This is a genomic window from Streptomyces spiroverticillatus, from assembly GCA_014650415.1.
GTDB classification, from domain to species: domain Bacteria; phylum Actinomycetota; class Actinomycetes; order Streptomycetales; family Streptomycetaceae; genus Streptomyces; species Streptomyces spiroverticillatus.
In genome coordinates this window covers 57,278-80,117 of record BMUX01000025.1, presented here as the reverse complement: position 1 = coordinate 80,117, position 22,840 = coordinate 57,278, and the positions used below count along the sequence as shown (strand labels likewise).

23 protein-coding genes and 1 pseudogene are annotated in these 22,840 nt (G+C 66.3%); 13 read left to right on the top strand and 11 right to left on the bottom strand.

Annotated features, from left to right (window positions below; translation table 11 throughout):
* Positions 1–125: 125 nt before the first annotated feature.
* A protein-coding gene (locus IE269_RS38570; RefSeq protein ID WP_189827986.1) for an IS3 family transposase occupies positions 126–1,288 on the bottom strand; the annotation gives its coding sequence in 2 pieces (ribosomal slippage) (positions 126–1,001 and positions 1,004–1,288; 1,161 coding nt in all).
* Between the two features lie 243 nt (positions 1,289–1,531).
* On the opposite strand from IE269_RS38570, the gene IE269_RS38565 reads away from it, so the two are divergent.
* Positions 1,532–2,754 (top strand): IS3 family transposase gene (locus IE269_RS38565; protein ID WP_189827985.1). Its coding sequence is split into 2 segments (ribosomal slippage): positions 1,532–1,790 and positions 1,790–2,754, totalling 1,224 coding nucleotides; the frame shifts between segments, so codons are not numbered across the junction.
* Positions 2,755–2,863: 109 nt separating this feature from the next.
* Entirely contained in the window at positions 2,864–3,145 is a 282-nt protein-coding gene (locus IE269_RS38560) for a hypothetical protein (protein WP_189827984.1), read from the top strand.
* Between the two features lie 60 nt (positions 3,146–3,205).
* Here IE269_RS38560 and IE269_RS38555 read toward each other — a convergent pair whose 3' ends face one another.
* Entirely contained in the window at positions 3,206–3,583 is a 378-nt protein-coding gene (locus IE269_RS38555; RefSeq protein WP_189827983.1) for a hypothetical protein, read from the bottom strand.
* Between the two features lie 439 nt (positions 3,584–4,022).
* Here IE269_RS38555 and IE269_RS43900 point away from each other — a divergent pair, with 439 nt between their 5' ends.
* A complete protein-coding gene (locus tag IE269_RS43900; RefSeq protein WP_474200933.1) occupies positions 4,023–5,057 on the top strand; it encodes an HNH endonuclease in 1,035 nt (344 codons plus the stop codon).
* 14 nt (positions 5,058–5,071) lie between these two features.
* Here IE269_RS43900 and IE269_RS38545 read toward each other — a convergent pair whose 3' ends face one another.
* From IE269_RS38545 to IE269_RS38535, 3 genes are read right to left on the bottom strand one after another with little or no spacing between them, the layout of a single operon-like run.
* Positions 5,072–5,668 (bottom strand): HNH endonuclease, encoded by a 597-nt coding sequence (locus IE269_RS38545; protein ID WP_189827981.1) that lies wholly within the window; start codon positions 5,666–5,668, stop codon positions 5,072–5,074.
* Between the two features lie 51 nt (positions 5,669–5,719).
* On the bottom strand, positions 5,720–6,130 hold the full coding sequence (locus IE269_RS38540; RefSeq protein ID WP_189827980.1) for a hypothetical protein: 411 nt from the start codon (positions 6,128–6,130) through the stop codon (positions 5,720–5,722).
* Positions 6,118–6,351, bottom strand: a complete 234-nt coding sequence (locus tag IE269_RS38535; RefSeq protein ID WP_189827979.1) for a hypothetical protein — start codon at positions 6,349–6,351, stop codon at positions 6,118–6,120. Before IE269_RS38535 ends, IE269_RS38540 begins: the two co-directional genes overlap by 13 nt.
* 198 nt (positions 6,352–6,549) lie before the next feature.
* Between IE269_RS38535 and IE269_RS43495 the strand changes: the two genes are divergently transcribed.
* The 6 genes and pseudogenes from IE269_RS43495 to IE269_RS38510 form a co-directional block, all read left to right on the top strand.
* Positions 6,550–6,732 carry a hypothetical protein gene (locus tag IE269_RS43495; protein ID WP_308436999.1) on the top strand — a complete coding sequence of 61 codons (183 nt, stop codon included), beginning with the start codon at positions 6,550–6,552 and terminating at the stop codon, positions 6,730–6,732.
* Positions 6,733–6,744: 12 nt separating this feature from the next.
* Positions 6,745–7,176: a 2'-5' RNA ligase family protein gene (locus IE269_RS38530; RefSeq protein ID WP_308437000.1), complete on the top strand. Its 432-nt coding sequence runs from the start codon at positions 6,745–6,747 to the stop codon at positions 7,174–7,176.
* A gap of 572 nt (positions 7,177–7,748) precedes the next feature.
* A complete protein-coding gene (locus IE269_RS38525; RefSeq protein ID WP_229898451.1) occupies positions 7,749–8,846 on the top strand; it encodes an ABC-three component system protein in 1,098 nt (365 codons plus the stop codon).
* Positions 8,843–9,304 carry an ABC-three component system middle component 2 gene (locus IE269_RS38520; protein WP_189827978.1) on the top strand — a complete coding sequence of 154 codons (462 nt, stop codon included), beginning with the start codon at positions 8,843–8,845 and terminating at the stop codon, positions 9,302–9,304. Before IE269_RS38525 ends, IE269_RS38520 begins: the two co-directional genes overlap by 4 nt.
* Positions 9,297–11,129, top strand: a complete 1,833-nt coding sequence (locus IE269_RS38515) for a hypothetical protein (protein ID WP_189827977.1) — start codon at positions 9,297–9,299, stop codon at positions 11,127–11,129. The genes IE269_RS38520 and IE269_RS38515 overlap by 8 nt, the downstream gene beginning before the upstream one ends.
* 102 nt (positions 11,130–11,231) lie before the next feature.
* Positions 11,232–11,548 (top strand): annotated as a pseudogene (locus IE269_RS38510) (IS701 family transposase); the annotation flags it as partial.
* 222 nt (positions 11,549–11,770) lie between these two features.
* Here the strand turns inward: IE269_RS38510 and IE269_RS43895 are convergent.
* The gene (locus IE269_RS43895) at positions 11,771–12,211 is read right to left on the bottom strand and encodes an MFS transporter (protein ID WP_368861147.1); all 441 of its coding nucleotides are present in this window, start codon (positions 12,209–12,211) and stop codon (positions 11,771–11,773) included.
* A gap of 895 nt (positions 12,212–13,106) precedes the next feature.
* On the opposite strand from IE269_RS43895, the gene IE269_RS38500 reads away from it, so the two are divergent.
* Together IE269_RS38500 and IE269_RS38495 are read left to right on the top strand one after the other, a co-directional pair.
* On the top strand, positions 13,107–13,349 hold the full coding sequence (locus IE269_RS38500) for a DUF397 domain-containing protein (protein ID WP_189827975.1): 243 nt from the start codon (positions 13,107–13,109) through the stop codon (positions 13,347–13,349).
* A gap of 87 nt (positions 13,350–13,436) precedes the next feature.
* Positions 13,437–14,393: a helix-turn-helix domain-containing protein gene (locus IE269_RS38495; protein ID WP_229898452.1), complete on the top strand. Its 957-nt coding sequence runs from the start codon at positions 13,437–13,439 to the stop codon at positions 14,391–14,393.
* Between the two features lie 27 nt (positions 14,394–14,420).
* On the opposite strand, the gene IE269_RS38490 is transcribed toward IE269_RS38495, so the two are convergent.
* The 4 genes from IE269_RS38490 to IE269_RS38475 form a co-directional block, all read right to left on the bottom strand.
* Positions 14,421–15,239, bottom strand: a complete 819-nt coding sequence (locus tag IE269_RS38490) for an SAM-dependent methyltransferase (protein WP_189827974.1) — start codon at positions 15,237–15,239, stop codon at positions 14,421–14,423.
* 130 nt (positions 15,240–15,369) lie between these two features.
* Positions 15,370–15,780, bottom strand: coding sequence for a hypothetical protein (locus tag IE269_RS38485; RefSeq protein ID WP_189827973.1), 411 nt, complete (start codon positions 15,778–15,780; stop codon positions 15,370–15,372).
* 4 nt (positions 15,781–15,784) lie between these two features.
* A complete protein-coding gene (locus tag IE269_RS38480; protein WP_189827972.1) occupies positions 15,785–16,705 on the bottom strand; it encodes a helix-turn-helix domain-containing protein in 921 nt (306 codons plus the stop codon).
* A gap of 305 nt (positions 16,706–17,010) precedes the next feature.
* Positions 17,011–17,157, bottom strand: a complete 147-nt coding sequence (locus IE269_RS38475; RefSeq protein ID WP_189827971.1) for a hypothetical protein — start codon at positions 17,155–17,157, stop codon at positions 17,011–17,013.
* An 801-nt stretch (positions 17,158–17,958) separates the two neighbouring features.
* On the opposite strand from IE269_RS38475, the gene IE269_RS38470 reads away from it, so the two are divergent.
* Entirely contained in the window at positions 17,959–18,975 is a 1,017-nt protein-coding gene (locus IE269_RS38470) for a hypothetical protein (protein ID WP_189827970.1), read from the top strand.
* Between the two features lie 107 nt (positions 18,976–19,082).
* On the opposite strand, the gene IE269_RS38465 is transcribed toward IE269_RS38470, so the two are convergent.
* Positions 19,083–20,528, bottom strand: coding sequence for a hypothetical protein (locus IE269_RS38465; protein WP_189827969.1), 1,446 nt, complete (start codon positions 20,526–20,528; stop codon positions 19,083–19,085).
* Positions 20,529–21,806: 1,278 nt separating this feature from the next.
* Here IE269_RS38465 and IE269_RS38460 point away from each other — a divergent pair.
* Entirely contained in the window at positions 21,807–22,625 is an 819-nt protein-coding gene (locus tag IE269_RS38460; RefSeq protein WP_189827968.1) for a serine protease, read from the top strand.
* Positions 22,626–22,840: the final 215 nt, after the last annotated feature.

Genomic DNA, 22,840 nt, shown 5'->3' with positions numbered 1-22,840 from the left:
TCGCCAACAGCGCCGCGCGTGCACACCCCTGCCCCCAACGAGTGCCAGGGGTCCGCGTATCGGCGCCGTAGCAACGGAGGAACACCCCAAGGGGGGTCTGCTGCAGTTTTAGGTGACAGGTTGGGTCACCCGGCCCGGAGGGCCGGTGGGGTCATGACGGTTTCGTATTCGACGGGGGTCAGCCGGCCGAGGGAGGCCTGTCTGCGGCGTCGGTAGTAGGTCCGCTCGATCCAGGTCACGATCGCGAGCCGCAGTTCCTGGCGGGTGGCCCAGCTTCGGCGGTCGAGGACGTTCTTCTGCAGCAGGCTGAAGAAGGACTCCATGGCCGCGTTGTCGCCTGCCGCTCCGACCTGCCCTATCGATCCGGCCATCTGGTGGCGGCTGAGCGCGTGGACGAATTTGCGGGACCGAAATTGCGATCCTCGGTCGCTGTGCAGCACGCATCCGGCGACGTTCCCGCGCCGGGCAACAGCGCTGTCCAGTGCTGTGACGGCCAGGCGGGACTTCATCCGGCTGTCGATGGAGTAGCCGACGATCCGCTTACTGAAGACGTCCTTGATCGCGCAGAGGTACAACTTCCCTTCACCAGTGGGGTGTTCGGTGATGTCGGTGAGCCAGAGCCGGTTCGGGCCGTCCGCACGGAAGTCGCGGCGGACGAGATCGTCGTGAACCGGCGGGCCGGCCTTCTTGACCTTGCCGCGCTTCTTGCCGAACACGCTCCACCACCTGCTGTCCCGGCAAATCCGCCACGCGGTCCGCTCCGCCATGATCTTCCCCGCGTCACGGGCCTCGTCGGCCAGGAAGCAGTAGCCGAACTCCGGGTCCTCACGGTGGGCGTCGCACAACGCGTTCGCACGATGAGCCTCCTCGAACTCGGCGTCAGTCACCGGCCGTTGAAGCCATCGGTAGTAGGGCTGCCTGGCGAGCTTCAGCACCCGGCACGCGACCGTGACGGGGCATCCGTCCTCGGCCAGCTCCTTCACGAGCGGGTAGATCCTTTTCCCGGCAGGTTCGCCTGCGACAGGTAGGCCGCAGCCCGAGGCAGGACCCCGTTCTCCTGCTCCAGCAGCTTGATCCGCCGCCGGGCCTCCCGCAGTTCCGCGTTCTCCTGGCTGGTCGTTCCGGGTTTCACTACCTCGTCGATGTCCGCCCGGCGCATCCACTTCGACAGCGTCATCACGTGGACACCGAAATCGGTGGCCACCTGCCCCAGCGTCGCACCCGGGCCGCGGTTCCTCGCGACCCGCACCACATCGTCCCGGAACTCATCCGGATAAGGCTTCGGCACAGCGACATCCTTCCCACCCGCCCCACAGGGCAAGCCAGTTCAGAGGTCACCCGATCGTGCAGCAGACCCCAGTTGAGTTCCTGGCAGACGGGCTTGACCCCGAAGTCGTCGCAGAAGTGGACGATCATCGCGGCGGCCTCGTGTGGTGCTGGTCAAACTCCCTGGCAAAGAGCACGCTGAGGCGACCCCGGTGGTGTGGACACTCTGACAATGGATCTTGTGGATTCGAGGAAGGGTGTCCTGGTGGGACGAAGGTCTCCGTATCCGGCGGAGTTCAGGAATGATGCGGTCGCGCTGTACCGGGCCGCGGGCGGGAAGCGCACGTATGCGGCGGTGGCGGCGGATGTCGGGGTGACCGGCGAGACGCTGCGCAGTTGGGTGCGCCAGGCCGACGAGCAGACGGGCCGGGACAACAGCCGCCGCGGAGAACCGGCGGCAGAGGGCCGGGACGAAGAGCTGGCGAGGCTGCGGGCGGAGAACGGCCGGCTGCGCAAGGCCGAGAAGGAGTGGGAACTCGAGCGGGAGATCCTGCGCCGGGCGGCCCAGTATTTCGCGAAGGAGATGAGGACATGACCGGCCGCTGGGACTTCATCTCCACCCATCGCGCCGATTACGGTGTGAAGCGGGTATGCCGGGTTCTTGGGGTCTCGCGCTCGGGCTTCTACCGGTGGCTCGCCGGGGCGAAGGCCCGCAGCGAGAGGCAGGCCGCGGACGGCGCCCTGGTCGCGGAGATCCGCGAGATCCACACCGAGCACAAGGGCACGTACGGAGTTCGCCGCGTCCATGCCGAGCTGCGGGGCTTTGGGCACACCGTCAACCGCAAGCGCGTCGAGCGCCTGATGCGCATCAACGGGATCGAGGGCCGTCACTTGCGGCGCCGTAAGCGCACCACGGTCCCCGACCGGCTCGCGCCACCCGCGCCGGACCTCGTCCAACGTGACTTCTCCGCCCGGAAACTGGACGAGAAGTGGTGCGGCGACATCACATACGTGCAGGTCGGCGGCTCGTGGCTGTATCTCGCCTGCGTCCTGGACATCTGTTCACGCCGGGTGCTCGGCTACTCGATGGCCACCCACATGCGGGCCGAGCTGGTCATCGACGCCCTGACGATGGCCGTCGCGGCTCGCGGCGGCAACGTCAACGGAGTGATCTTCCACGCGGACAGGGGCACGCAATACACCTCGGACGCGTTCGCGCAGGTCTGCGACGGGTTCGGAATCCGCAGGAGCATGGGCCGGGTCGGCTCGAGTTACGACAACGCCCTCGCCGAGAGTTTCTGGCAGGGCCTCAAGAGGGAGACGATGCACCGGAGGCTGTTCTCGACGGTGCGTCAGGCGAGGCTGGAGATCTTCCAGTGGCTGACCTACTACAACGCCCGCAGGCGCCACAGCGCCCTCAACTACCTCTCACCTGCCGAGTTCGAACAACAGCACCTACGAGCAGATACACTCGCCATCGCAGCATGAGCCCCTGTGTCCACACTCCGGGGGACGCCTCAGCCTGGATTCGTACCCCTGGTGACGAACCAGGCTGATTTCCGGGCCGCCCCTCAGCCGGTCGCGCTACTCTCCTGCCATGACGGACCCATTCCTCGTAGCCCTTGAGCAGGCCACCCGAACCGTCGTCGCGCGCGTCCGCGGCGAACTCCCCGAAGCCGAAACTTCCGCCACGGCGTCCCGGGTGAAAGAGGGGATCGTCCACGACTGCTGCTGCTCACCGGACTGGGCCCTGTGCGGGCTTGACCTCACGGGCCGCCGTTCTGCCAGCGGAGGCGAGCAGGATTGCGTGGTCTGTGCCGACCTGGCCAGCAGCGGCGTGGGATGTGCGGCCTGTGCCAGCGGCAAGAGCGCAGCCTGAAGCCGCTGCATACCGGCGTGGCAGCGACTTCAGGAGGGAGTGCCCTCAGTGTGAGGGCACTTACTGGACGGGGTGTTCACTGAGCCAGTCGGTCAGGTCGTGTGCCGATCCGAGAACGTCAGGCCGGTTGGTGATCTTGTCCGAGCCGACGGCCATCCCCTTCTCCATCTTGTCGAGGAGCACGTACGCCTGCGTCCAGAATTCCGGACCGACCGCCTTGTCGGCGTTCATCGCCTCCCGGAGCGTCCGCGCGGGTTTGGCGACGGCCTGCATCTTGTCCCAGCACTCGCCCGCTGGCCGCGGACAGCCGTCAGTGGTATCGAAGTTGGTGACAGCTTCCTGAAACGCCTTCGCCGCCGCAGTGACGCTTGGTACAGCCGGCGTCGTCGGCGCCTTCTTCTGCGCCTCCGCCTCGCCCCCGCAAGCGCTCGTCCCCATCACCGCTGCCGTGAGCAGTACACCTGCCGCAGCCCGTATCCATCTGGTTCTCCCCATAGGAGTGGATCATGCCACGGCGGCCGACGAGGCGTCAGGCTCCTTCTGTGCCGCTCACCAGCCGCGAAAGGCCGACCGCGTAAAGGCCCTCAGAGAATCAATTCGCTGGTAGGGAGCCGTAGCCGCCCTACTTCTTTCGTCCGCCGCCAAACAGACCGTGCAAGGCCCGCGCTGCGACCGCTATGCACACGGCGCGCGCTCCTGCGGTGATCAGCGCCACCACCAGGCCGACGTGGAGCATCACCGCGGTCGTGACCGCGCCGAACTCGATCGTCCTGGCGACACCCCCAAGAGATCAGGAGAGCACCCAGTGGCAGGCGAGCGTCGGGTATGCGCATGCGGCACGGACTACGGCGGCACGGCCGCCAAGTGCAATCCCTGCATGTCCTCTCTGCGCGACTGTAAGAAGTGCGGGGGCGAGTTCTACGGGCGTGGGCGGATCTGCAACCTGTGCAACATGCGGACCAGGACATGCACCAACTGTCACAACGTCTTCAAAGGGACCAACAGGCTCTGCAAATCGTGCCGGAAGAAGCGGCGCAACTGCACAGACTGCGGACGGTCCATCGTCAGCGACATGCTTCGGTGCAGTACCTGCCAGACGGCCGATCGAGACTGCGTCGAGTGCGGCAGCACCTTCTGGGGCAAAGAGCTCAAGTGCCGTCCCTGTCGCACCACTCTGCGCGAATGCGGCGGCTGCGAAAGGACGTTCACTGGTGAAACCGCGAACTGTCGCGAGTGTCTCAAGTCCGACCGTGAGTGTGTCGACTGCGGGGCGCCGTTCTGCGGGAGGCGGAGACGCTGCAACCGGTGCCTGAAGGAAATGAGGGAATGCCAGGGGTGCGGGAACCCCTTCCCCACGGTTCACAACTGGTTCTGCAGTGCATGCCGATCGCGGGACCGCGAATGCCCCGAATGCAATCGTGTCTTCTCTGGAACCCGAACCAGGTGCCCCGGGTGCGAGGCCACGGAACGGGACTGCGCCGACTGCGGGACTCACTTCTTTAGCCGCGACAGGTGCTGTGGCCCCTGCAAGTGGAAGCAGGTCCCGCCGGAGATCCGCACCAATCAGTCGCGGGCCTACAGCAATGCCCGCCGTGCACGGCTTCTCGCCGCCGAAGGGAAGGACAAGGTCACTGCAGCCGAGTATGCCGCGATTCGGGCCGCACAGGAATGCGTCTACTGCGGCCGACCGGCCGCGCACCAGGGCGACGTAGACCACATCCGTCCGCTCACCCGCGGCGGCCGGCATGAGGTGTCCAACCTGGTGCTCTCGTGCATTCACTGCAATAGGAGTAAGCACAACTCCCTTCTCATCCGCTGGCGTCCAGACCGGGTTCAGCGGGCCTGTCGAGTGTCGAGGAAGGTCGCGGCGGAGTACGCGCGGCAGATGGCGGAGGGGGGCAGAAAGTCATGATGCACGGCGGCCCCTCATCCCGCTGTCTCGTCTGCCGCTGACGGAGCTTCGAGTAGCTTTGCCACAGCTTCGAGCTGCTTAAGGAAGTCGGGCCACTCCTCGTCTACCGTGGGATACCCCTTGGCCTTAGCCTCGCGGATTCGCTCACCAGATTGGGCTCTGGCTCGGGGGACACCGTAGTTGGCAGATGGGTACCCAAGGTGTTCGAAGCTTCGCTTGAACCAGTCCAGCCGACGCTCGTCGATGACTTCGGTCTGCACCTCTTCGAGCTCGGTCAGAGCTTCCAACACCTCTGTATGGGTGTGCAGGTAGAGCTCTCGCAGACTCTCGTTGTGCAGCACCGCGCCATCGAGCAATGAGCCCTCACCATGCCAGCGCAGGCACAGGTCCTGTGCGACATGCCAGACGACCGGGTTCTTCTTGCCCTTCTTCCGGTTGCAGGAACGGCATATCGGCAGCAGGTTCTTGAGCTCGTCCGCCCCTCCGTCAGAGAACGGTATGACGTGGTCCATGGTCTGAGACTGGTCGAAGCAGTAGAGGCATTCCCCATTGTTCGCGGTCAGGACGTTCAACCACTCCCAGATCATGAACCGCCGGCGCCGTCGTTTCATGTGGCCTCCCTCGCAGAAGAAGCGGTGCCCCCCGCCTTCGGGCGAACTCTTTCATGTAACGCGGTAGCGTGCGGTTGCTGCCGCATATCCGCCGTCCCGCGCTTCCTTCAGCTCCCTCTTCGGGGCTGCCACCAGCCACGGCACCAGGGCCTCGGCGAGGTGCTGGTACGCGGCGGCCTTTGCGGGGTGCTCGCGCTCCGTCTCCTCGATGCCAGCGCCCAGCTCCATGGTGCGGCTGATGTAGTCGGCGAGTGCTTCCACCCGCTCGTCCGTACGGCCGGGACCGTCCGGCGGGGGAACCGACAGGAGGACCTGCGCCAGGTCGGGGTGCCGCTCGGAGGGGCCGACCCCGTCGAGGTGACAGTGCAGTTCGATGTTGAGCCAGCCTTCCAGCGGCAGAAGCTCTCCCATGAAGCGGGTTCGCAGCGACTGCGGACCGATCTCGCCACTCATACGGTGCACGGCGTCTCCATGGTCTCGTCAATGATCGTCCTGGCCTTGTGACGGCAGTCCTGACATGCGCTGTGGTGAGCGCCGCAGATGGCTGCTGCAAGGGCGTTCAAGGCGCCCGTGGAGGCGATACGCAGCAGGGCCGGAGCCTTGCTGGCGCACGCCGCGCACGAGTGCGTCTTGTTCTCGCGTTGGCCACACGCGATCAGTGCGATCTGCTGCAGCAGCTTCACGGACGGCTCGGCGCTGGTTGCGGAGTTGATCGCCGCAACTACCTTTAAACGTAAGGGAGTTGAGTCAGATTTTCTTCCGGGCTCTTCTTGTGGTGGTACGTCTACCCGGTGATGCAGTGGCTCCCAGCAGCCGGTGCCAGACCGGGAAAGCGTCTGGCGGCGAGGAAGGGTCTGGTGCAAGTTCGGGTGACAGGTGCCATGAGTCCTGAGCCCGGTCAGATGCGCAATCACTGGTGGTGGCGGCCGGGTTGGGCCACGGGCCGCCGCTTTCTGACTTGGCACCTCACGTTCGCCGGACAGGACGATGTCCACCGGCTCGCCGCTCAGTACCGCGACGCCCTCAAGGACGTCGAGGGGCTGTCGCTCATCCCGGACCCGTGACTGCACCTGACCATGCAGGGCATCACCTTCGTCGACGAGATCGCCGAAACCGACGTCGAGGCAATCGTCCAGGCCGCAAGGACGCGTCTGGCAGCCGTACCGGCCTTCGACATCGAGGTCGGCGCCGATCCCGTCGTCCTGGACCCCGAGGCGATCCTGCTCCCCGTCCGACCCGCCGCACCGGTCGCCCAGGTAAGAGACGCGATCCGCGCCGCCCTCGGCGACGTCCTGACCGCAGTCCCGGAGGCTGCCGAGGGATTCCGCCCGCATGTCTCCGTCGCGTATGCGGCCGCCGACGGACCCATCGCCCCCGTCGCGCAGGCGCTCGCCGACCTCGACGCTCAGCCCGCCCGCGCACGGATCACCACAGCTGAACTGATCGTCCTGCACCGCGACCACCACATGTACGAATGGGACACGCACACCAGCATCAAACTCGGCTGACCGGCATCGACGGCCGGGCGGGACGTCGTTGCGTGCTCACACGCTGGCCAGTTCGGCCGCGAAGTGGCACACGCAGACCGTACGCGTCGGCACGGCGGTGCGTGTGCACGGTGTACCACCGTCGTTCCCCGAGCAGGTGGGGTGTTCCTCGGGTACTGGCGCAGCCGCAGGAGCAAGCGTGGTCCGGCACGGGTTGCACAGGCCATCGTCCAGCGCGTGGCCGGTCAGTACGATGCGCGCTCCGCAGCCAGCGCATTCGGCACGCGGAGTGTGGTCCCGGGGACGCGGTACCACCGCAGCCTCCGGCACGCCGCCGGTCGCACAGTCGAGATAGCAGTGGATGCACTCCCCCGACAGGCCCGGCGGTGTCCCGTGCTCAGGGCACAGGCCCTGTTCCCGGCGCTGCTGCGGCGGCGTTGGTTCCCGCCCGGTTCTGGGCATTGGCCGTGCGCAGAAGCGTTACGCCGTCACCCTCGGTACCTCAGAGGTACCTCTTTTGTAAACGATCGATCAGTGATATCCCTAGTCGCAGCCGTTGGACGGCAACCGACCGGTCAGCACGAGGGGGGAACGTGTCGGACCAAACACGCGCGCCACAAGGCGGCCCCGCCGAACCGCCGCTGGTACTCCAGCGCCCGTCGATGCAGTTCCCGTACATGCCGAGCCCTAAAAAGATCGTCTTCGGCTACGACCCCGACGAGTTCGAGGAGTTCGTCAAGGAATGGGTTCCGGCCCTCGAACAGGGCTATGAGCGCGTTGAGCGCCAAGGCGGCACCGGAGACCACGGCATCGACGTCGCTGCCTACCGCAGCACGCAGGGGCTGGAAGGCCCGTGGGACAACTTCCAGTGCAAGCGCTACAAGAGCGCCTTGAACTGGAGTACAGCAGCCAGTGAGATCCGCAAGATGTTCGCCGGAGTGGTGCTGGGGCACTTCACCCGGCCCATCCAGTACGTGTTCGTCGCCCCCGCTTTCGCCCGCCCGCTGCGCGATGCCCTGGCGAAGCCCGAACAGACTCGTGTCAAATTTCTGGCGGAGCTGGCGTCAACGGGTGATGAGGTAATTACCCGGTTGACCACGGATCAGCGCCAGAAAGTGACCGAGCTGGCCGAGCAGACAGACTTTTCCATGTTCTCGCCGGTCGACATGGACCAGATGCTGGAGCAGCACAAATCCACGCCGTACTGGGTGATGCGGTTCTCCGACGATGAGCGTGAACGTCCCGCAATCATGACGCCCCCGGACGAGCATGACGCGGAGGAGGCGCGATATGTGCAGCAGCTGGTGGAGGTGTACGCAGAGCGATGGAAGTCGGAGGCAAACACGCTGCAGTTGATCGCGCAGCACCCTACGGCCGGTAAGCACCTGAGGCGCCAGCGCGAGGCGTTCTACAGCGCCGAGTCCCTACGGCGCTTCGCCCGGGACGCCTATCCCGAAGGACACTTCAACGCGGTCATGGACGACGTCTGCACCATTGCGGTAGAGGTGTGCGACAAGCGTTTCGAGCTCGGTTGGGACCGGTTGCAGGGTGTGCTGGAAGCAGCCGGGGGCGCTGCGCTGACACAGACAGTTCTCACGCGTTTTGTGAGGCCCCTGGACCGCATAGGGGTATGCCATCACCTGGCGAACGATGACCGAGTGACGTGGTGCGAGGAAGGGGGAGCCGCATGAATCCGCTCAACAGTCCGCTGGAGATTGGGGTGCGGGCGCTAGTACTTCTGGCCGAGAACCACCCCAAGCCGCTCGACCTGGCGCAGTTGGCCGTCCTCGACCACGCCGTCCTGCACAGCGGCGACCTCGACGGCCCTCCGTCCCTACACCCTTCGCTGCCTGGACACTCCGGAGAACTGGGCATGAAGCGCACCGTGCTGGAACAAGGGCTCCTCGTCCTCATCCGTGCCGGGCTCGCCGGCGTCGAGGCCGATGAGACGGGCATGGTCTACCGAGCGACCGACCGTGGGCCCGCGTTCGTCGACATCCTTGAAGCCCCCTACGTCGAGCGGCTGCGTGAGCGCGCTGAGTGGGCGGTGCGCCACTGGGCCCCAGGCATCGATGTTCGCGAGGCCACCGCGGACCTGGTGAACGGCACGTTGTTCGCATCCACGCCTCGCGAGGGCCACCGTGAGTGAACTGCAACTGACCCACCTGACTTACTGCGGGGCAGATCGTCCCCCGGCACAGATCAGTTTCGGACCGGAGCTGACCGTCATTTACGGAACCTCCGACACCGGCAAGTCCTTCATCGTGAAGTCGATCGAGTACATGCTGGGCGGAGCTGACATCGCGTTGGTTCCCGAGAGCGAGGGCTACACGCAGATCCTGCTGGGCCTGCTAATGCCGGATGGCAGTCCACTGACCCTGCTACGCGCTCCCGACAGCAACAGCATCTTCCTTTACTCCGCGGACCTACGTGACTATGTGACAGACATGCCACATGCGTCCGTGACCGCGGTCCACAACGCCCGCAGCCGCAACAGTCTGTCCATCCATTTGCTGCGCGAGCTGGGCCTGGACGGGGTCCTTATTCGCAAGAATGAGGCTGGAGGTACCCGCCCCCTCGCTCTTGCCGATCTGCTACACATGGCTCTTGTCACCGAAAACCGCATGGTCGGCGACGTACCGCCAGTGCTGCGGACAGGAGCGGCTAATACGCGGACTGCGGAGTTGTCGGTAATGCGGTTCTTGGTCACGGGCGAAGGCGACCCGGCCGTGGAATCCGGGCCCAACGCCGGGCAGCGTCGGGTCCACAAGGGCCAGGTACAACTGCTCGACCAGCTCGTCCTCGACCTCTCGTCGAAGCTCCGCACGCAGGAGAATGAGCGCCAACTCCGGGATCGGCACATTCGGATCCGTACCGCGCTGGATGAGCAGTCTGCGCCGCTGCGTCAGACCAACGAGTCTCACCGCGAAGCGGTCGACGCTCGCATGGAAACTGCCCGCCAGTTGGCCGCGCTCGATGAGCGGCTGACCGAGGTCAGTGATCTGCTAGGCCGCTTCAAGTTGCTGGAGGCGCAGTACCGCTCGGACCTGGAACGGCTCGCCATGGTCAACGAAGCGGGCAGCATCTTGGGGTACTTCAAGGTTGGCGCCTGTCCGTTCTGCGGCGCTGAACGTGAGCACCAGCAGTCCAACCACCGCCTGGAAGAAACCACGCAGCTGCACACTGCCGTGGAAGCAGAAGCCGCCAAGACCAGCGCACTGCTCGCTGACCTGCTGCCCACGATCTCCGCTCTTGATGACGAGCAGACGGCTCTGATGAACCGCAGGGTGCAGGAGCAATCCGACATAGGGGTATGGGATCAGATCATCGAGGAGCTGGAAGGAGGGATCGCCTCGTTGCGTTCCGACGTCGAAGGCCTGATCGAGGAACGCTCGGTCGTTGAGCGAGAACTGGAGTTGCAAGCCCGAATTGCTGAGCTGGAGGACAAAAAGTCCAGGCTCGTCGGAGAAGGCGCCGTCGCAACTACGCGCCCCACCCAGCACATCCCTACAGCCACGTTGAGTGATTTCGATTCCATCCTCCAACAGACCCTCAACGCTTGGCAGGTACCGGCCGCCGATCACGCGGAATACGACCAGTATTACGCTGAAATTCGCGCGGGCGGCCGCAAGCGGATAGAGCGCGGCAAAGGGATGCGCTCGGTACTGCACTCGGCCTTCACTACGTCGCTGGCTCGTTTCTGCATGGATCGGGATCTGCACCATCTCGGCTTCGTTGTCCTGGACTCCCCGGTGGTCACCTACCGCGACCCCGAACCTAATGACATCGACGACGTGGAGCTGACCTCCACCGTCGTGGACCGGTTCTACAAGGACATGCTGTCCTTTCCCGGCCAGGCCATCATTATCGAGAACGGGGACCCGCCTACCAAGGTGCTCTCCGAGGCCGCTACCTACCACTTCACAGGAACGACGAGCGGCAGAGCAGGCTTCTTCCCTACGTACGCGCATTAGTCCGCAATTACCGGTAGTCCGTTAAACCCAGTGGTAGCAGGGCTTGACGGCTTCTCGGGATGCTCATACAGCGGTAGGAGAGACCGCTTCCCGGGAGGAGCGATGACCGAGCGACGTACCTGCCCGCCCGCCCCCGGCCCGCTGGAGGGGTACGCGGCCCGCTTCGATGACTGCTGGCCTCACTCGCCCAGCGGCGCGGCCTGCGCGAGTACCTCACGGCCCTGCTGGCGCCGCGCAACCACAACAAGACACTGACCTGTCTGGCCGGCGCCGAGCCGGTCACCGGCTCGAAGGACGCGGCCGTGCAGCGGCTACAGTTCTTCCTGTCGGAGTCCACCTGGGACGACACGTTGATCAACGACCGGCGCCTGCAGCTCATGCGTGCCGATCCGGCCACCACCCCGCACGACCTGGGGGTGGCGCCAGCGATAGCGTTGCCAGCTAGGCCGCCGAGTCCGAAGGCGAAGAGCGGCACTGCGAGCCGGCTGCCGTCCCTGGCAGCGGCCTCGGCGAACACGGTGGCGGCGTAAGTCAGCACGGCGTACTCCTCGATTACTGCGAAGATCGTGACTGTCAGAACCATCCGAATCAGTGATCCTCGTAGGACAGCGAACCTCTCCCTCGGCTGGGGCGCGGTGGGCTCAGAGACTACGCCGCGCAGCCCGCCTGCGAGAGGCACAGCCACGGCAGCGGTGGCCGGCTGCGAGGACTGCGAGCGTGGTACGCCAGCCGAAGATGTCTGCCACCCAGGTACCCGAGGGCACCCCTACCACCGACCCCATCACCAGGCCGGTGGTGACCAGGGCGAGGGACTTACCTGAGCGGCCTTTCGGAGCGAGGGCAGCCGCGAGGGAGGACGCGTGTGGGGTGAACTGGCTGGCCCCGGCGGCGACGAGCAGCCGCCCGGCCATGACAGTCGGCAGCGAGTCGGCGAACGCGCAACAACATTGCCGAGGGTGACGGCCACCAACGCAGCAGTGAGAGCGATCTGCGGTGACCGTCGACTGAGAGGGGCGGCGGCGCCACCCACAACCCGCTGGCCCGACTGCACATCGAGCCGTACCTCCACCACCCCCGCCCACACGTGCGCGAAGACGCCCGCCTCGCAGCAGCCGAGGTCGCCGCGCCGAAAGGCCCCAACCATAACTCTTGACTATTGCTCACGCCCGTCCTCGCGGGTGACTTCGATGCACCCGGCATGTAGCGGAGGCTGGACTCGGTCAAAGGGGCGGGTTGGGTGCTCCCCCTTCCCGGGGTGAGGTGGGAGCGCCTTCGTGGGCGGGCAGTTGCAGTTGTGCCCACACGGTTATTCCCTGCGGTGATATCGGGTGCCAGCCCCATCGGTTGCTGAGGTGATCGATGTGCAGGAGCCCGTGTTTGTCAGAGTGGGCCGCAGGCCGTGGCGGGGGATGGGCGAAATCGGCTCTGAGGTCACTCACCGCGCAGATCAGCGTATGGGGGCGTAAATGCAGTGAGACCCAGGGGCCGTTGGCGGGATGGGCCGCTGCGGGGCTGGAGTGGCTGACGGCGCTGTGTACCAGCTCGCCGACGAGGTCTTGGGCCGTGCGGGCGAAGTCCTCGTGGGGGTGGGTAAGTCGCCAGCGGGTCAGGCACTGCAAGGTGAAGGCGCGTGATTCGGCCACACTTTGGGGGGTGTGCTGGTACTGGCGTGCGGAGAATACCGCTGGGCCGAGCCCGAGTTCGAGGACGTTCGACAGGTAGCTGCCGGAAGCGGGGCGGGGGGATGCATCCCGGCCAAGGTTTTCGGGAGTTTCGGTGGGTGTCGACGGGTGGGTGATCTGAGGTTTCCTTGCTGGCAGAGCCATCGAGGGAGGACTCCTGTGGGGGATTTCATTCGAACGGCACCACTGCGTCTCAGCCTTGAGGATACTCGCCACGTCTGCCGGGAATGGAATTCCATACGGAATTCCAGCGCGTTGGTTGAGGCGCGTGACCGTGCGATGTGAGGAGCGGGCAATGTCGTCTTCGGCGATCGGCAACGGGATCACGGCGAGCATGATCGAGGGTGTCCAGTGGGCGAAGGCCCAACAGAGCAACGGGCAGGGGAACTGTGTGGAGGTAGCCGCGCTCGACGGGGGCGGCATGGCGGTGCGCAATTCCCGCTTCCCGGACGGCCCGGCTCTGGTATTCACACCTGCCGAGGCGGAGGCATTCCTCGCGGGAGCTCGGGAAGGTCAGTTCGATTTCATTATCGGCTGAAAATGGTTGCGGAGGGGAGTGTTCCGCCTTGCAGCGCGGTACGGGCGCGATACTGAGGTCGGTCCGTACTGCCGCAAGGAGTCTCCGATGCCCGCCGCTGATGCGCATTCCCCTTTCCCGATAGGGCCGTCGGAGATGTCGGCGGCTGCGGAGCCGCTGATGCCGGTGCTCGGCAGGGTGGAGGACAGTCCCTCCGCCCTGAAGATCATTCTGGGTGGGAAGCTGCGTGCCTTGCGGGTGGCGGCGGGCCTGAAGCCGGCCGATGTCAAGGAACGTCTGAGGTACTCGGAGCCCAAGATCACCCGGATCGAGCTGGGGGATCAGGGCCTCAAGGAAGCAGACGCCCGGGCGCTGCTGGACCTGTACGGGGTGACGTACCCGCTGCATGTGGCGGAGTTCATGCGCGTACTGGAGCTGTCGAAGCGCCCGGAGTTCTGGCAGCCGTGGCACGACTCGGTGCAGGGTTTCTTCGCCCCGTTGCTGTCCCTGGAGGGTGCGGCTTCGCTGGTCCGCGTCTTCGAGCCGGACTACGTGCCGGGGCTGCTGCAGACGGAGGAGTACGCGCGGGCGGTGGTCCGTGCCGAGTGGCCCACGTACACCGATCACGCTGTGGAGCGGATCGTCAGCCTGCGCCGCGAGCGCCAGCGGCAGTTCGGTGACCAGCGCGATGACGAGGACGCGACCCATCTGTGGGTGGCGATCCGTGAGGACGTGCTGCTGCACTCGGTGGCGGACCCAGGGGTGCGGCTGCGGCAGGCCGAGCACCTGCTCTCGTGCGCCCGGCACCCGCGGGTCACCGTGCAGGTGGTCCCCGCCGAGGCGCGGAGCAAAGTGCCGATCACCAGCAACGTCACCTACCTGCGGTTCAATCTGGATGAGCTGCCCGACGCTGTGTATATCGAGCAGACGGCCAGCTCGGTGTTCCTCCGGGATCCTGGCCAGGTGGAGCACTACTTCGAACTTCTCAACCGGCTGGCAACGGTGATCCGTACCCCGGAGGAGTCCGTTCAGTGGCTGCAGGACCGCGTGCACGAGTGGCGGTGACGGCCCGCCACCCGGGCACCGGGCAGCTCAGGCCGGCACCTTGGCGAGTCCACCCCATTCCTCCCACTCGAAGGTGCGCTGAGGACGGATGAGTTCGTTGTCCGGCATCCAGGTCGACACCTCGACCAGGCCGGGCGGATCGATGATGTCCAGTCCCTCGAAGTAGCCCCGGACGTCGTGGCGCTGCCGCACCCGCCCCCAGTGGCCCTGTGTCTCTCGTTGCATGAACGCAGTGACACTGTCGCGCAGTTCACTGTCTTCGCTGACGAGCTGGCAGATCACCAGGAAGCTGCCGGGCACGAGCCGGTCCACGACGTTGCGGATGACGGCGGCGGGGTCGTCCCGGTCGGGGATGCAGTGCAGTACGGACACGAAGAGGGCGGCCACCGGCTGATGGAAATCGATCAGCCCGCTGCTGTCGGCGTGATCGAAGATGCCCTTGGTGTCGCGCATGTCGGCTTGGAGCACGTCGGTATGCGGGTTGTTGCCGAGCAGGGCACGGCCGTGGGCCAGCACGATGGGGTCATTGTCGACGTAGAGGACCTTGGCGTCGGGGATGTGCCGTTGGGCAATCTGGTGCACGTTGTCCCGTGTGGGCAGGCCCGATCCGTGGTCGATGAACTGGGAGATTCCCCGCTCGTCCGCGAGGTGGCGGACCACACGGCGCAGGAACTCCCGGTTGTTCAGGGCCAGGTCCTTCATGCTGGGCACCTCCCTGAGGAGGACTTCGCACGCTGTCCGGTCGGCTGCGTAGTTGTCGCGCCCGTCGAGCAGGTAGTCGTACATGCGCGCGACGCTGGGAATGCTGGGATTGGTGTCCGGCAGGCTCCATTGCTGACTGTTCATCGAGCCCCTTCTGCCGTCCCCGCTGTCTGGAGCAGACATCGTAGGAAGGTTCAGTGCGGGCCCGACAGTCCTCCTCCGAGTGACGACGTGTCGAAGGTCATGATTGCGCCAGAGTGAATATGCCGGGGGCTCACTGGTGTCGGCGTGCAGCCTGGAGCAGGTGGCTAGCCACGGCGGCTTCGTCGAGTCCGGTGACGGTGGAGATTTCCGCCCGTGACAGCGACATTTCCTGGCTGAGGAGTTCGGTGTCCCGCTGCGGTTCCGGTGGGCAACCCGCCCGGCTCCTGGCGTCGTTGACCCGTTGGCCCAGAAGCTGCCAGGCCACTGCGGCGGGGTGGGCGCTGACCAGTACTTCGGACCATAAGAGGGCGAGTTCGTCCAGGGTTTCCTGCACACACCGGCGGGCTGCGTCCGGGTCGCCCAGCCGCAGGAGCGCGTAGCGGTAGTAGTGGGGCTGCCGCTGGTCGCGGAAGGCGGCATATGCGCGCACCGCAGCGGCGGTACGGGCCGAGGACGGGGGCGTCTGCACTCGCAGGTTCATGGCATCACTCACCAGTGTCGTGGGGCGGGAGTGGGGGTGGCAGGTCAAAGGTGCCGGGGTCGGCGGGCGGGACAACGCAGAGCAGGAAGGCGTAGTTGGCGTCGTCCCACAGTCCGCGGAAGTCGCCGGGGTGGGCGTGCAGCGCGGTGAGCAGCGCGCTGGTGATCTCCCAGCAGGGCACCGCCTTGCCCAGCAGCACGTCCTGGACCGCTGCGCCCGGCACGACACCGGCTGTGGCCTCGGCGACACGCTCGTAGGGCGGGCAGCCGGCCGCGAGGTAGGTGCCGCGCAGCGCCGCCGCGAGGTTGGAAACGGCTGTCTCCAGCCCCGGACGCGGCGGCTTCGCCCACCCCTGTGCCGCTTCCCACATGGCCCGCAGGTCCTGCGGGTCGGCACCGAGTTCGGCGGTCAGAGCCAGCACGGCGCTCCAGGCGGGCACCCGCTCTCCCGCGACGATCCGTGACAGATAGGAGGGGGACATCCCCGTCCTGTCCGCCACCTCCTTGAGGGACAGCGCGCTGTAGCGCACCAGCAGCGACAGCACTCCCGACAGCATCCGCGCCGCACGCGCCCGCATCCCTGCACCGCCCTCACCGGCGGCCGCACACCGGTCAGCACTCCTGGGCATGCGCGGCGCCGCAGCGGCGCCGCCCGCGGAGTGCCCCTGCTCGACGCAGCGGCGCAACTGCCGCTCCGCTTCCGCGGCGTTCCACCGTGAGCGTGCGGTGGCCGGGGAGACGAATGCCGCGGCCCCGATCTGCGGCCAGGTGTCCCCGCGCCCCCGGGCGTCCATGACCGCCGCCGCCTTGTAGCAGGCCACCGCCTCGCTGACCCGGTCGGCCCGTTTCAACAGCTCGGCCAGGCGCTCCTGCGTGTACTCCCCCTCCAGCAGAGCGTCCGCCGCCGCCTGCAGCGCCTGAGCCATGCTCAGCGCCGTCGGAAACGCGTGCGGTGCCGTCCGCACAGCGGCGGTCCGCTGTCCTGCCGCCCTGCGGCGGCGGCACCGCCGGTTGCAGTACAGCCTCCGGCGTCCCACGGCAGAGCGCACGAAGCTCTTCCCGCAGGCAATGCACTGGCCCTCCGACGGTTCCTCGGGCACCGCGCTTCCCTGTCCCCTTGTTTCGACCACAGCAACCCTCATCCGATTCCGTGGGGGCGTAAACACCCCCGCCCTGCGCCAGCCGACCCGGAAAGGGCGGACCAGAGCCGTGACCCTGGGCCGCCGGGCCGCTAGTGGCGGCGACGCCAACCGGCGTACAGCGGCGGAATCACCCCCGCGCTCAGCGCCGCCACCGCGATGGAAGCTCCGGCCGCGTTCTGCCAGACCGGCCAGAACAGCACAACGGGCACCACTGCCAGCGCAATCACGGCTCCCACCAACGACATGACAGCCCAGACACGCTCGCTGCGCCGCGGCACCCTCCGGTTGCTACCGTCGAACCTCGCCAGCCCCCGCGGGCCGGCATCAGAATCGCCCCTCATAAGGACCTCCTCCTTCGAGAACGGTGAATCCACGGCCCCCCGGTACTGGTTGGCATGCCGCGCCGGGGGATTCCGTGTTTGTCCGACGAACATAGCGCCTCCCGCTCCTCGAATTCCCGAAAATCTGGGCCCAAAAATAAAGACCGCTAACCGGACCACCTCGCCCCGCACGCCCGTTCCCATCGGTGGCGGATAACGCCAGGTGAACGATCCTTCGCACTCGATAAATGACCATACGCGGACCACTTTTGACCGTTCCCCGACGCACTAGGCCAGCAGGCATGCAGAATTACCAGAACGCCTGCACCCGGGCATGCACAGCCCCTCACCGCGAGGTGGAATTCCATGCGGATGGAATTCCATAAAGCGATGCGAAATGGAATTCCGTTCCGAGCCGGCGCCCCCTTCTGAAGTCACTGCGCACGCCGAACACCATCCCCGGCCGCAACCTCCTGCGAGCTGCCCCCTGTCAGGCTCCGCTCATGCCGCCCGAAGACGACTCACAGAGCACTGTCCAGCCCCGGCAGGAGCGCACGGATGCGTGGAAGGTCGGCTAGTCTTGCGCTGCGGCCAACCACCGCTCCCTGGAGATACTTCGGCCCTGCTTTCTCCGCGCTCGGGTGAACCGGTCCACAGCCCGCCTTCTGGCATTCGATGGGAATTCGTGCGTTCTGGGCCGAGACGTGCAGGAGACCCATGACTGCGACACCCCAGGCCATCTCCATGCTTCGGCGCACGTACACCGGAGAGAGCGTCCAACAGGCTCGGCAGGCCGTCGACGCACTCGGACCGGACGCGCCGCCGATTCCCCCGGCCGCAACACCGCAACAGGTCCTCCTGGAGTCACGAGTGCTTCTCAGCCTCCTGGAGTTCCGCAACGTCTTCACGCGCTACCCCCTGGGCATCGCCGCAGTACGCCCCGAACCGGACAGCGTCTCCCTCCGGGTAGAAAGCGAGGAGCGGGCGGCGGAGATTCTCTTCAACCTGCTGCCTTCGTACGTCTCGGACGAAGAGGTCTACGGAGTACCGGGGCTGCGCATCACCCGCCGCGCCCGCACGGCGATCGAACTGCAGGTACTGGGCCAGCCCGCACGGCTTCGCCTGACCGGTATTCCTGCACGATCGTGGCGCAAGGCGATCGAGCAGATGCTGGAACAGTGGACCAACCCCGATGACGCGCTGCTCTGCTGGAAATCTTCCCCCCGAGCGTGGACCAGCGCGGAGATTCAGCACCGCACGCGGTGGAACAACCCTGGCGATCGTTTCACCCAGGAACAGCGACGCGGTGACTGGCTGGGCAGCGGTCTCCTGCGCCGGGCCGCCCTGCTGCACACCGTCTCCAACACCTATTTCCTGGACGGCTATCGCAGCGAGATCACGCGGCTCGTTCTACGTTCCTCGCACACTCCTGGACGTGGCCCCGGGCCTCATCGCCTGGTGGCCGCACTCGTCGATCCCGCCTTCGGGCTCCCCCTTCGCCTCCAGCGCTTCCGCGGCGATACCGACGAAAGACTGGACGTCGACCAGCAGTTCGTCCTCTGCGACCCGGCCGGAACGGCAGTTCTCGATCTCCGGGCCACCGTGGAACGACCCTCCTCCCGCATGCCGCAGGAAACCTGGAATGCTGTCCTCCGGCGCCTTCCCCCCACCGAAGACACACAGATCATGTCTCCGGACACCCTCGCCGTGCTCTGCAGAGCAGGTGCCGCATAGTACGTCCCCCACTCGCGAGGAGCCCGGACAAACCCCTCATTGAAGTCGCTCCGCCGACCCATCGAGACCGTGGAAGGAGCCGGTGGGGATTGCCCGCACGGCCACCACTACGGCGCATCCGGTTCATGACCATGCGCTTGCCGATGGTGACGGAAATAGGGCCGTTGGTCGGAGGCGAAGCCAAGGAATCGGCGGCCCGCGATTCTGCCGATCGCAAGGTCCAAAGCGTCGCTTCCCGTCTGCTCACGGCCGCCGACCGTTCCGTCGTCTTCCACGAAGATGTCGCCCAGTTCGAACATCTGGTCGCAGCCGAAAGTGCAGGCAAGCATCCCCACAGCGAGGTCACGCCGCTCGTCCTCACTCGCCTCTGCACGGCGTTTGATGTGCGCCGCGCGCAAATATGCCGACGGGTACGTGTCTCCGCACAGCGAACACGGTGCGGCAATCCGTTGCCGGAGCAGACACTGGCGGAGCAACGGCTGCTCGCGCCGGCCACGGCTGACCCGAGAAGTGTCCGTGGGACCGTCCAGCAGCCGCGCCGGCACGGTCACCACATCTGGGGCCTCGGCGAGCGGTGCAGCCGTGCCGATCACGCACGGCAGCAGGTACTCGTCGGCCACGGGAGGGGCCGGTGACGGGCCGGGCAACGGGAGCCGGTAGTCGTCTGCAGACCGCTCGATGTCGAAGGACTCGGCAATCTCATGGACCAGCGTCACCAGATGAGCAGCGTCCCCAGCCGCATCATCACCGGCGGGAAACGCCCGCAGATGGCGCAGGCTCCCCTCCCCTGTTCGCCACCGTGCTTCGTCGGCCTGCAGGTCGTGCCAGCGGCCTCTCAGTCGGTACGTGTCCTTGCGCCTGACCGTTCCACGGGCGATCTTCACCTCGGCGTACAGGGCAAGGAGTGGGGCAGCACCCCAGACGAAAACTCCTTCGCCCTTCGCTCGGTGCGCGACGAGCTTTTCCAGTTGCGGCAGGATCTCGGCGAAGTACACGCCCTGCCCGGGGTGCTGCTCCGGCTCGCACAGCGGTCCCGGTTCGCTTCGTAGCAGGTAGTGCTCGCTGATCCGCTCATACACGGAACGGACGGCAAGCTCGGTAAGACGCCCGCAGCAGGCAGCGGTACGTGCCGCCACGACCAGCGGGTGGCCGGTCTCGTAAGGCCGCCTCCGCGGCCTCAGAACCATGCCGTTACGGCTCCGGTCCTCGACCAACCCTGCCCGGTACCGGGCGCGGGCGAGGAGTTCCTTGGCCTCCAGAGCGACCATCCGTGACGCCGTCTGACATTGAATGGCCCGCCACTGCTTGTCGGTGCTGGCATCCGCGAGCGGCTCTGCGGGCGCGAGGCCGAGCGGGCCGTAGGCCAGGCGGTGGCGAAATCCTCCGCCCTGAGCCTCCACCAGCCACACGGTCGGCGCCTGGGTGCCTCCACGCCGGCGCTCGAGACCGTACTGGGTGAGCTCGCCCAGGGTGACGGCACCGGCAGGGCGATCTGCTGCTGGATAGCACGGCAGACCCGCCAAGCGGATAACGTCAACGTCTTCAAATCCCAAGAACCGACTCCCCTGTGGCTCGAACGAAACAGCCTCACCGGGAAGCTACCGTCGCGGGAAGGCGGTCCGGAGGATTTCTGGCCTCAGTGATAGCGGCCGAGCGCGTCCATTCCTCCGGTTCGCTTCCGCAGACTGGTTCGTCGCTCAGTTCGCGGGGCTCCTCGACGAAGGACGACCTCGTCGATGGGGATGGTCATCGGGGACGGCTTCCATGCCGCGGACGAGGATCATGAAGCCGCCGCCGACCTGTTCGGCCGTCCGGCTCTTGAAGCGTACGGGCCCCTCCGGCATGCAGCGGCTCAGGGCGCCTGTGGAGAGCACAGCTCGCGGCCACGGCTGTCAGCCCTAAGCAGGCCTGCCATCCTCCGTTTGAGGTAATTCCTCGCCGTCGCACGTCTCAGGGCTTGCGCCCGGAGGGAACGGCACGGTTGTCTGCTGCTTCCCTGGCTGTTACGTGGCGGCCAGTTCCGGGTGGCGCTAACCGGCCCTGTCACCGACGGAGAACACCTCCTCTAACGATGTCAGCACAGAACGTTCGGTTCTGAAACTTCACGTACTCCCTGCCGGGCCGGGGCGGGACCAAAGGAGAGCGTGATGCTCATCAAGGAGTACGTCGTCGACGTCCGTCGCCAGTTCACCGGCGAGAGCCTGATGGGAGCGCGCGAGCGCCTCAGCAGTCTTCGGGACTGGTCCGAGCTGGTGCCTGCGGCCAGGGAGGGAAACCAGGCCCGGCTAGAGTCCTACGTGCTGCAGGCCCTCGGCGGCGGGCGAGGACGACACCCTCTCGGGATCAGTGAAGTCATCCCTGGCACCGACCAGTTGGTGCTGCGTCTGGAATCCAGGGAGTCACTGGCCCCGCTACTGCTCCTGCTGCCTCACCGGGACAGGCGCAGGTCCCGGCACGGCGTCAGAGACCTGCGGGCGTCAGCAGGAGCCCGGGGTATCGAGCTGGTACTCGGCAGGACTGGCGACGGACGGGCTTTGGTCCTGGGGCCCAGGCACTGCTCTTTTGCCGATCCTTGTGCATAGGCGGTCAGTGACCAGTTGTGGCAGGGACGGCCTCGCGAGTCCTCCGCTACTCAATGGCTCCAACAGCTCTTGCCCCAACGCAGCTGGCCATCGACGCTCTTGAGTGCCACCTGCCTTCCCCAGCACCATGGATCATGCAACACGTGTCCTGCTCTTGCTCACGCGCGCCGTCCAGCCCGTGTTGAGCATTTCTGGCCAAGGACGGAGAACACAGCTCCATCACATCAGCGCCACTGCCATGATCACTCCATGACCCACAGCAACCCCACAACGACGTCCCCCTGCAGTGACCTTGGGCGCCTTCTGGCCTCGGTCGGCGCACTGGTTGCGACGCTGCTCTTGCTCGTCGCCACCGCTCCTGCCGCGCATGCTGTCATCGGCGGTCACCCGGCTGTGGCCGGACAGTTCCCCCACATCGTGAGTGTGCAGAAGAACGGGAAGCACTTCTGCGGCGGCAGCCTCATCAAGGCCGACTGGGTACTGACCGCAGCCCAGTGCGTGGACCGGGCAGCACCCAGCCAGTTCAAGGTGACCGGAGGGCTGCTCGGCCTGGGCAACACCGTGCCCGGCGTCACCGAGACCCGCGAGGTCGTCAAGATCGTGAAACACCAGGGCTTCAGCGAGTACACCATCATGAACGACATCGCCCTGATCAAGCTCAAGGCACCCATGCTCAACCTCACCACCGCCGCCCTGCCCACACAGGGCCAGAAGTTCACCGGCAGCGCGACCATGGCCGGATGGGGAAGTACTTCCGAGCCCCCGCCAGGGCCCACCTTCCGCCACGGCCCGGCAGCCGGATCCCTGCGCTATGTGCGGATTCCGCTCGTCTCGTTCACTAAGTGCAGGGACATGCACAACATGCCGATCCACGCCGGGATGATCTGCGCCGGCGAGGACGCCGGTGGCAAGGACGCCTGCACCGGCGACGCGGGCGGCCCCCTCATTCAAAACGGCAGACTTGTTGGCATCGCCTCCTGGGGCAGTGGGTGCGCCCGTGCCGGCACCTACGGTGTTTATACCGAGACCGCTCTCTACCGCACCTGGATCGATTCCAAGGTCAGCTGAATCCCGATATAGGCAAGTTGCCCTGCAGGGCAGCAGCCTGTGCGTCATCAGCCGGGACTTTCCCGCAGGCCCGCCAACGCGGGCCTGCGGGAAAGCCCCCTCTCAGCCACCTCGGCGGTCACCGTATGCCGGTTGCCACGGACGGCGTCACATAGCTGTACGTCACCCCGTCTACGGTCTTCGTCTTCGCAGTCTGGGCCTGCCCGTCTCGATCC

Coding starts and splice junctions, on each gene's coding strand:
- IE269_RS38520 (WP_189827978.1), top strand. CDS start 8,843: ATGAATCCGCTCAACAGTCCGCTGGAGATTGGGGTGCGGGCGCTAGTA.
- IE269_RS38555 (WP_189827983.1), bottom strand. CDS start 3,583: ATGGGGACGAGCGCTTGCGGGGGCGAGGCGGAGGCGCAGAAGAAGGCG.
- IE269_RS38545 (WP_189827981.1), bottom strand. CDS start 5,668: ATGAAACGACGGCGCCGGCGGTTCATGATCTGGGAGTGGTTGAACGTC.
- IE269_RS43900 (WP_474200933.1), top strand. CDS start 4,023: ATGTCCTCTCTGCGCGACTGTAAGAAGTGCGGGGGCGAGTTCTACGGG.
- IE269_RS38460 (WP_189827968.1), top strand. CDS start 21,807: ATGACCCACAGCAACCCCACAACGACGTCCCCCTGCAGTGACCTTGGG.
- IE269_RS38495 (WP_229898452.1), top strand. CDS start 13,437: ATGCCCGCCGCTGATGCGCATTCCCCTTTCCCGATAGGGCCGTCGGAG.
- IE269_RS38485 (WP_189827973.1), bottom strand. CDS start 15,780: ATGAACCTGCGAGTGCAGACGCCCCCGTCCTCGGCCCGTACCGCCGCT.
- IE269_RS38530 (WP_308437000.1), top strand. CDS start 6,745: ATGCAGGGCATCACCTTCGTCGACGAGATCGCCGAAACCGACGTCGAG.
- IE269_RS38480 (WP_189827972.1), bottom strand. CDS start 16,705: ATGGCTCAGGCGCTGCAGGCGGCGGCGGACGCTCTGCTGGAGGGGGAG.
- IE269_RS38560 (WP_189827984.1), top strand. CDS start 2,864: ATGACGGACCCATTCCTCGTAGCCCTTGAGCAGGCCACCCGAACCGTC.
- IE269_RS38490 (WP_189827974.1), bottom strand. CDS start 15,239: ATGAACAGTCAGCAATGGAGCCTGCCGGACACCAATCCCAGCATTCCC.
- IE269_RS38470 (WP_189827970.1), top strand. CDS start 17,959: ATGACTGCGACACCCCAGGCCATCTCCATGCTTCGGCGCACGTACACC.
- IE269_RS38500 (WP_189827975.1), top strand. CDS start 13,107: ATGTCGTCTTCGGCGATCGGCAACGGGATCACGGCGAGCATGATCGAG.
- IE269_RS43495 (WP_308436999.1), top strand. CDS start 6,550: ATGAGTCCTGAGCCCGGTCAGATGCGCAATCACTGGTGGTGGCGGCCG.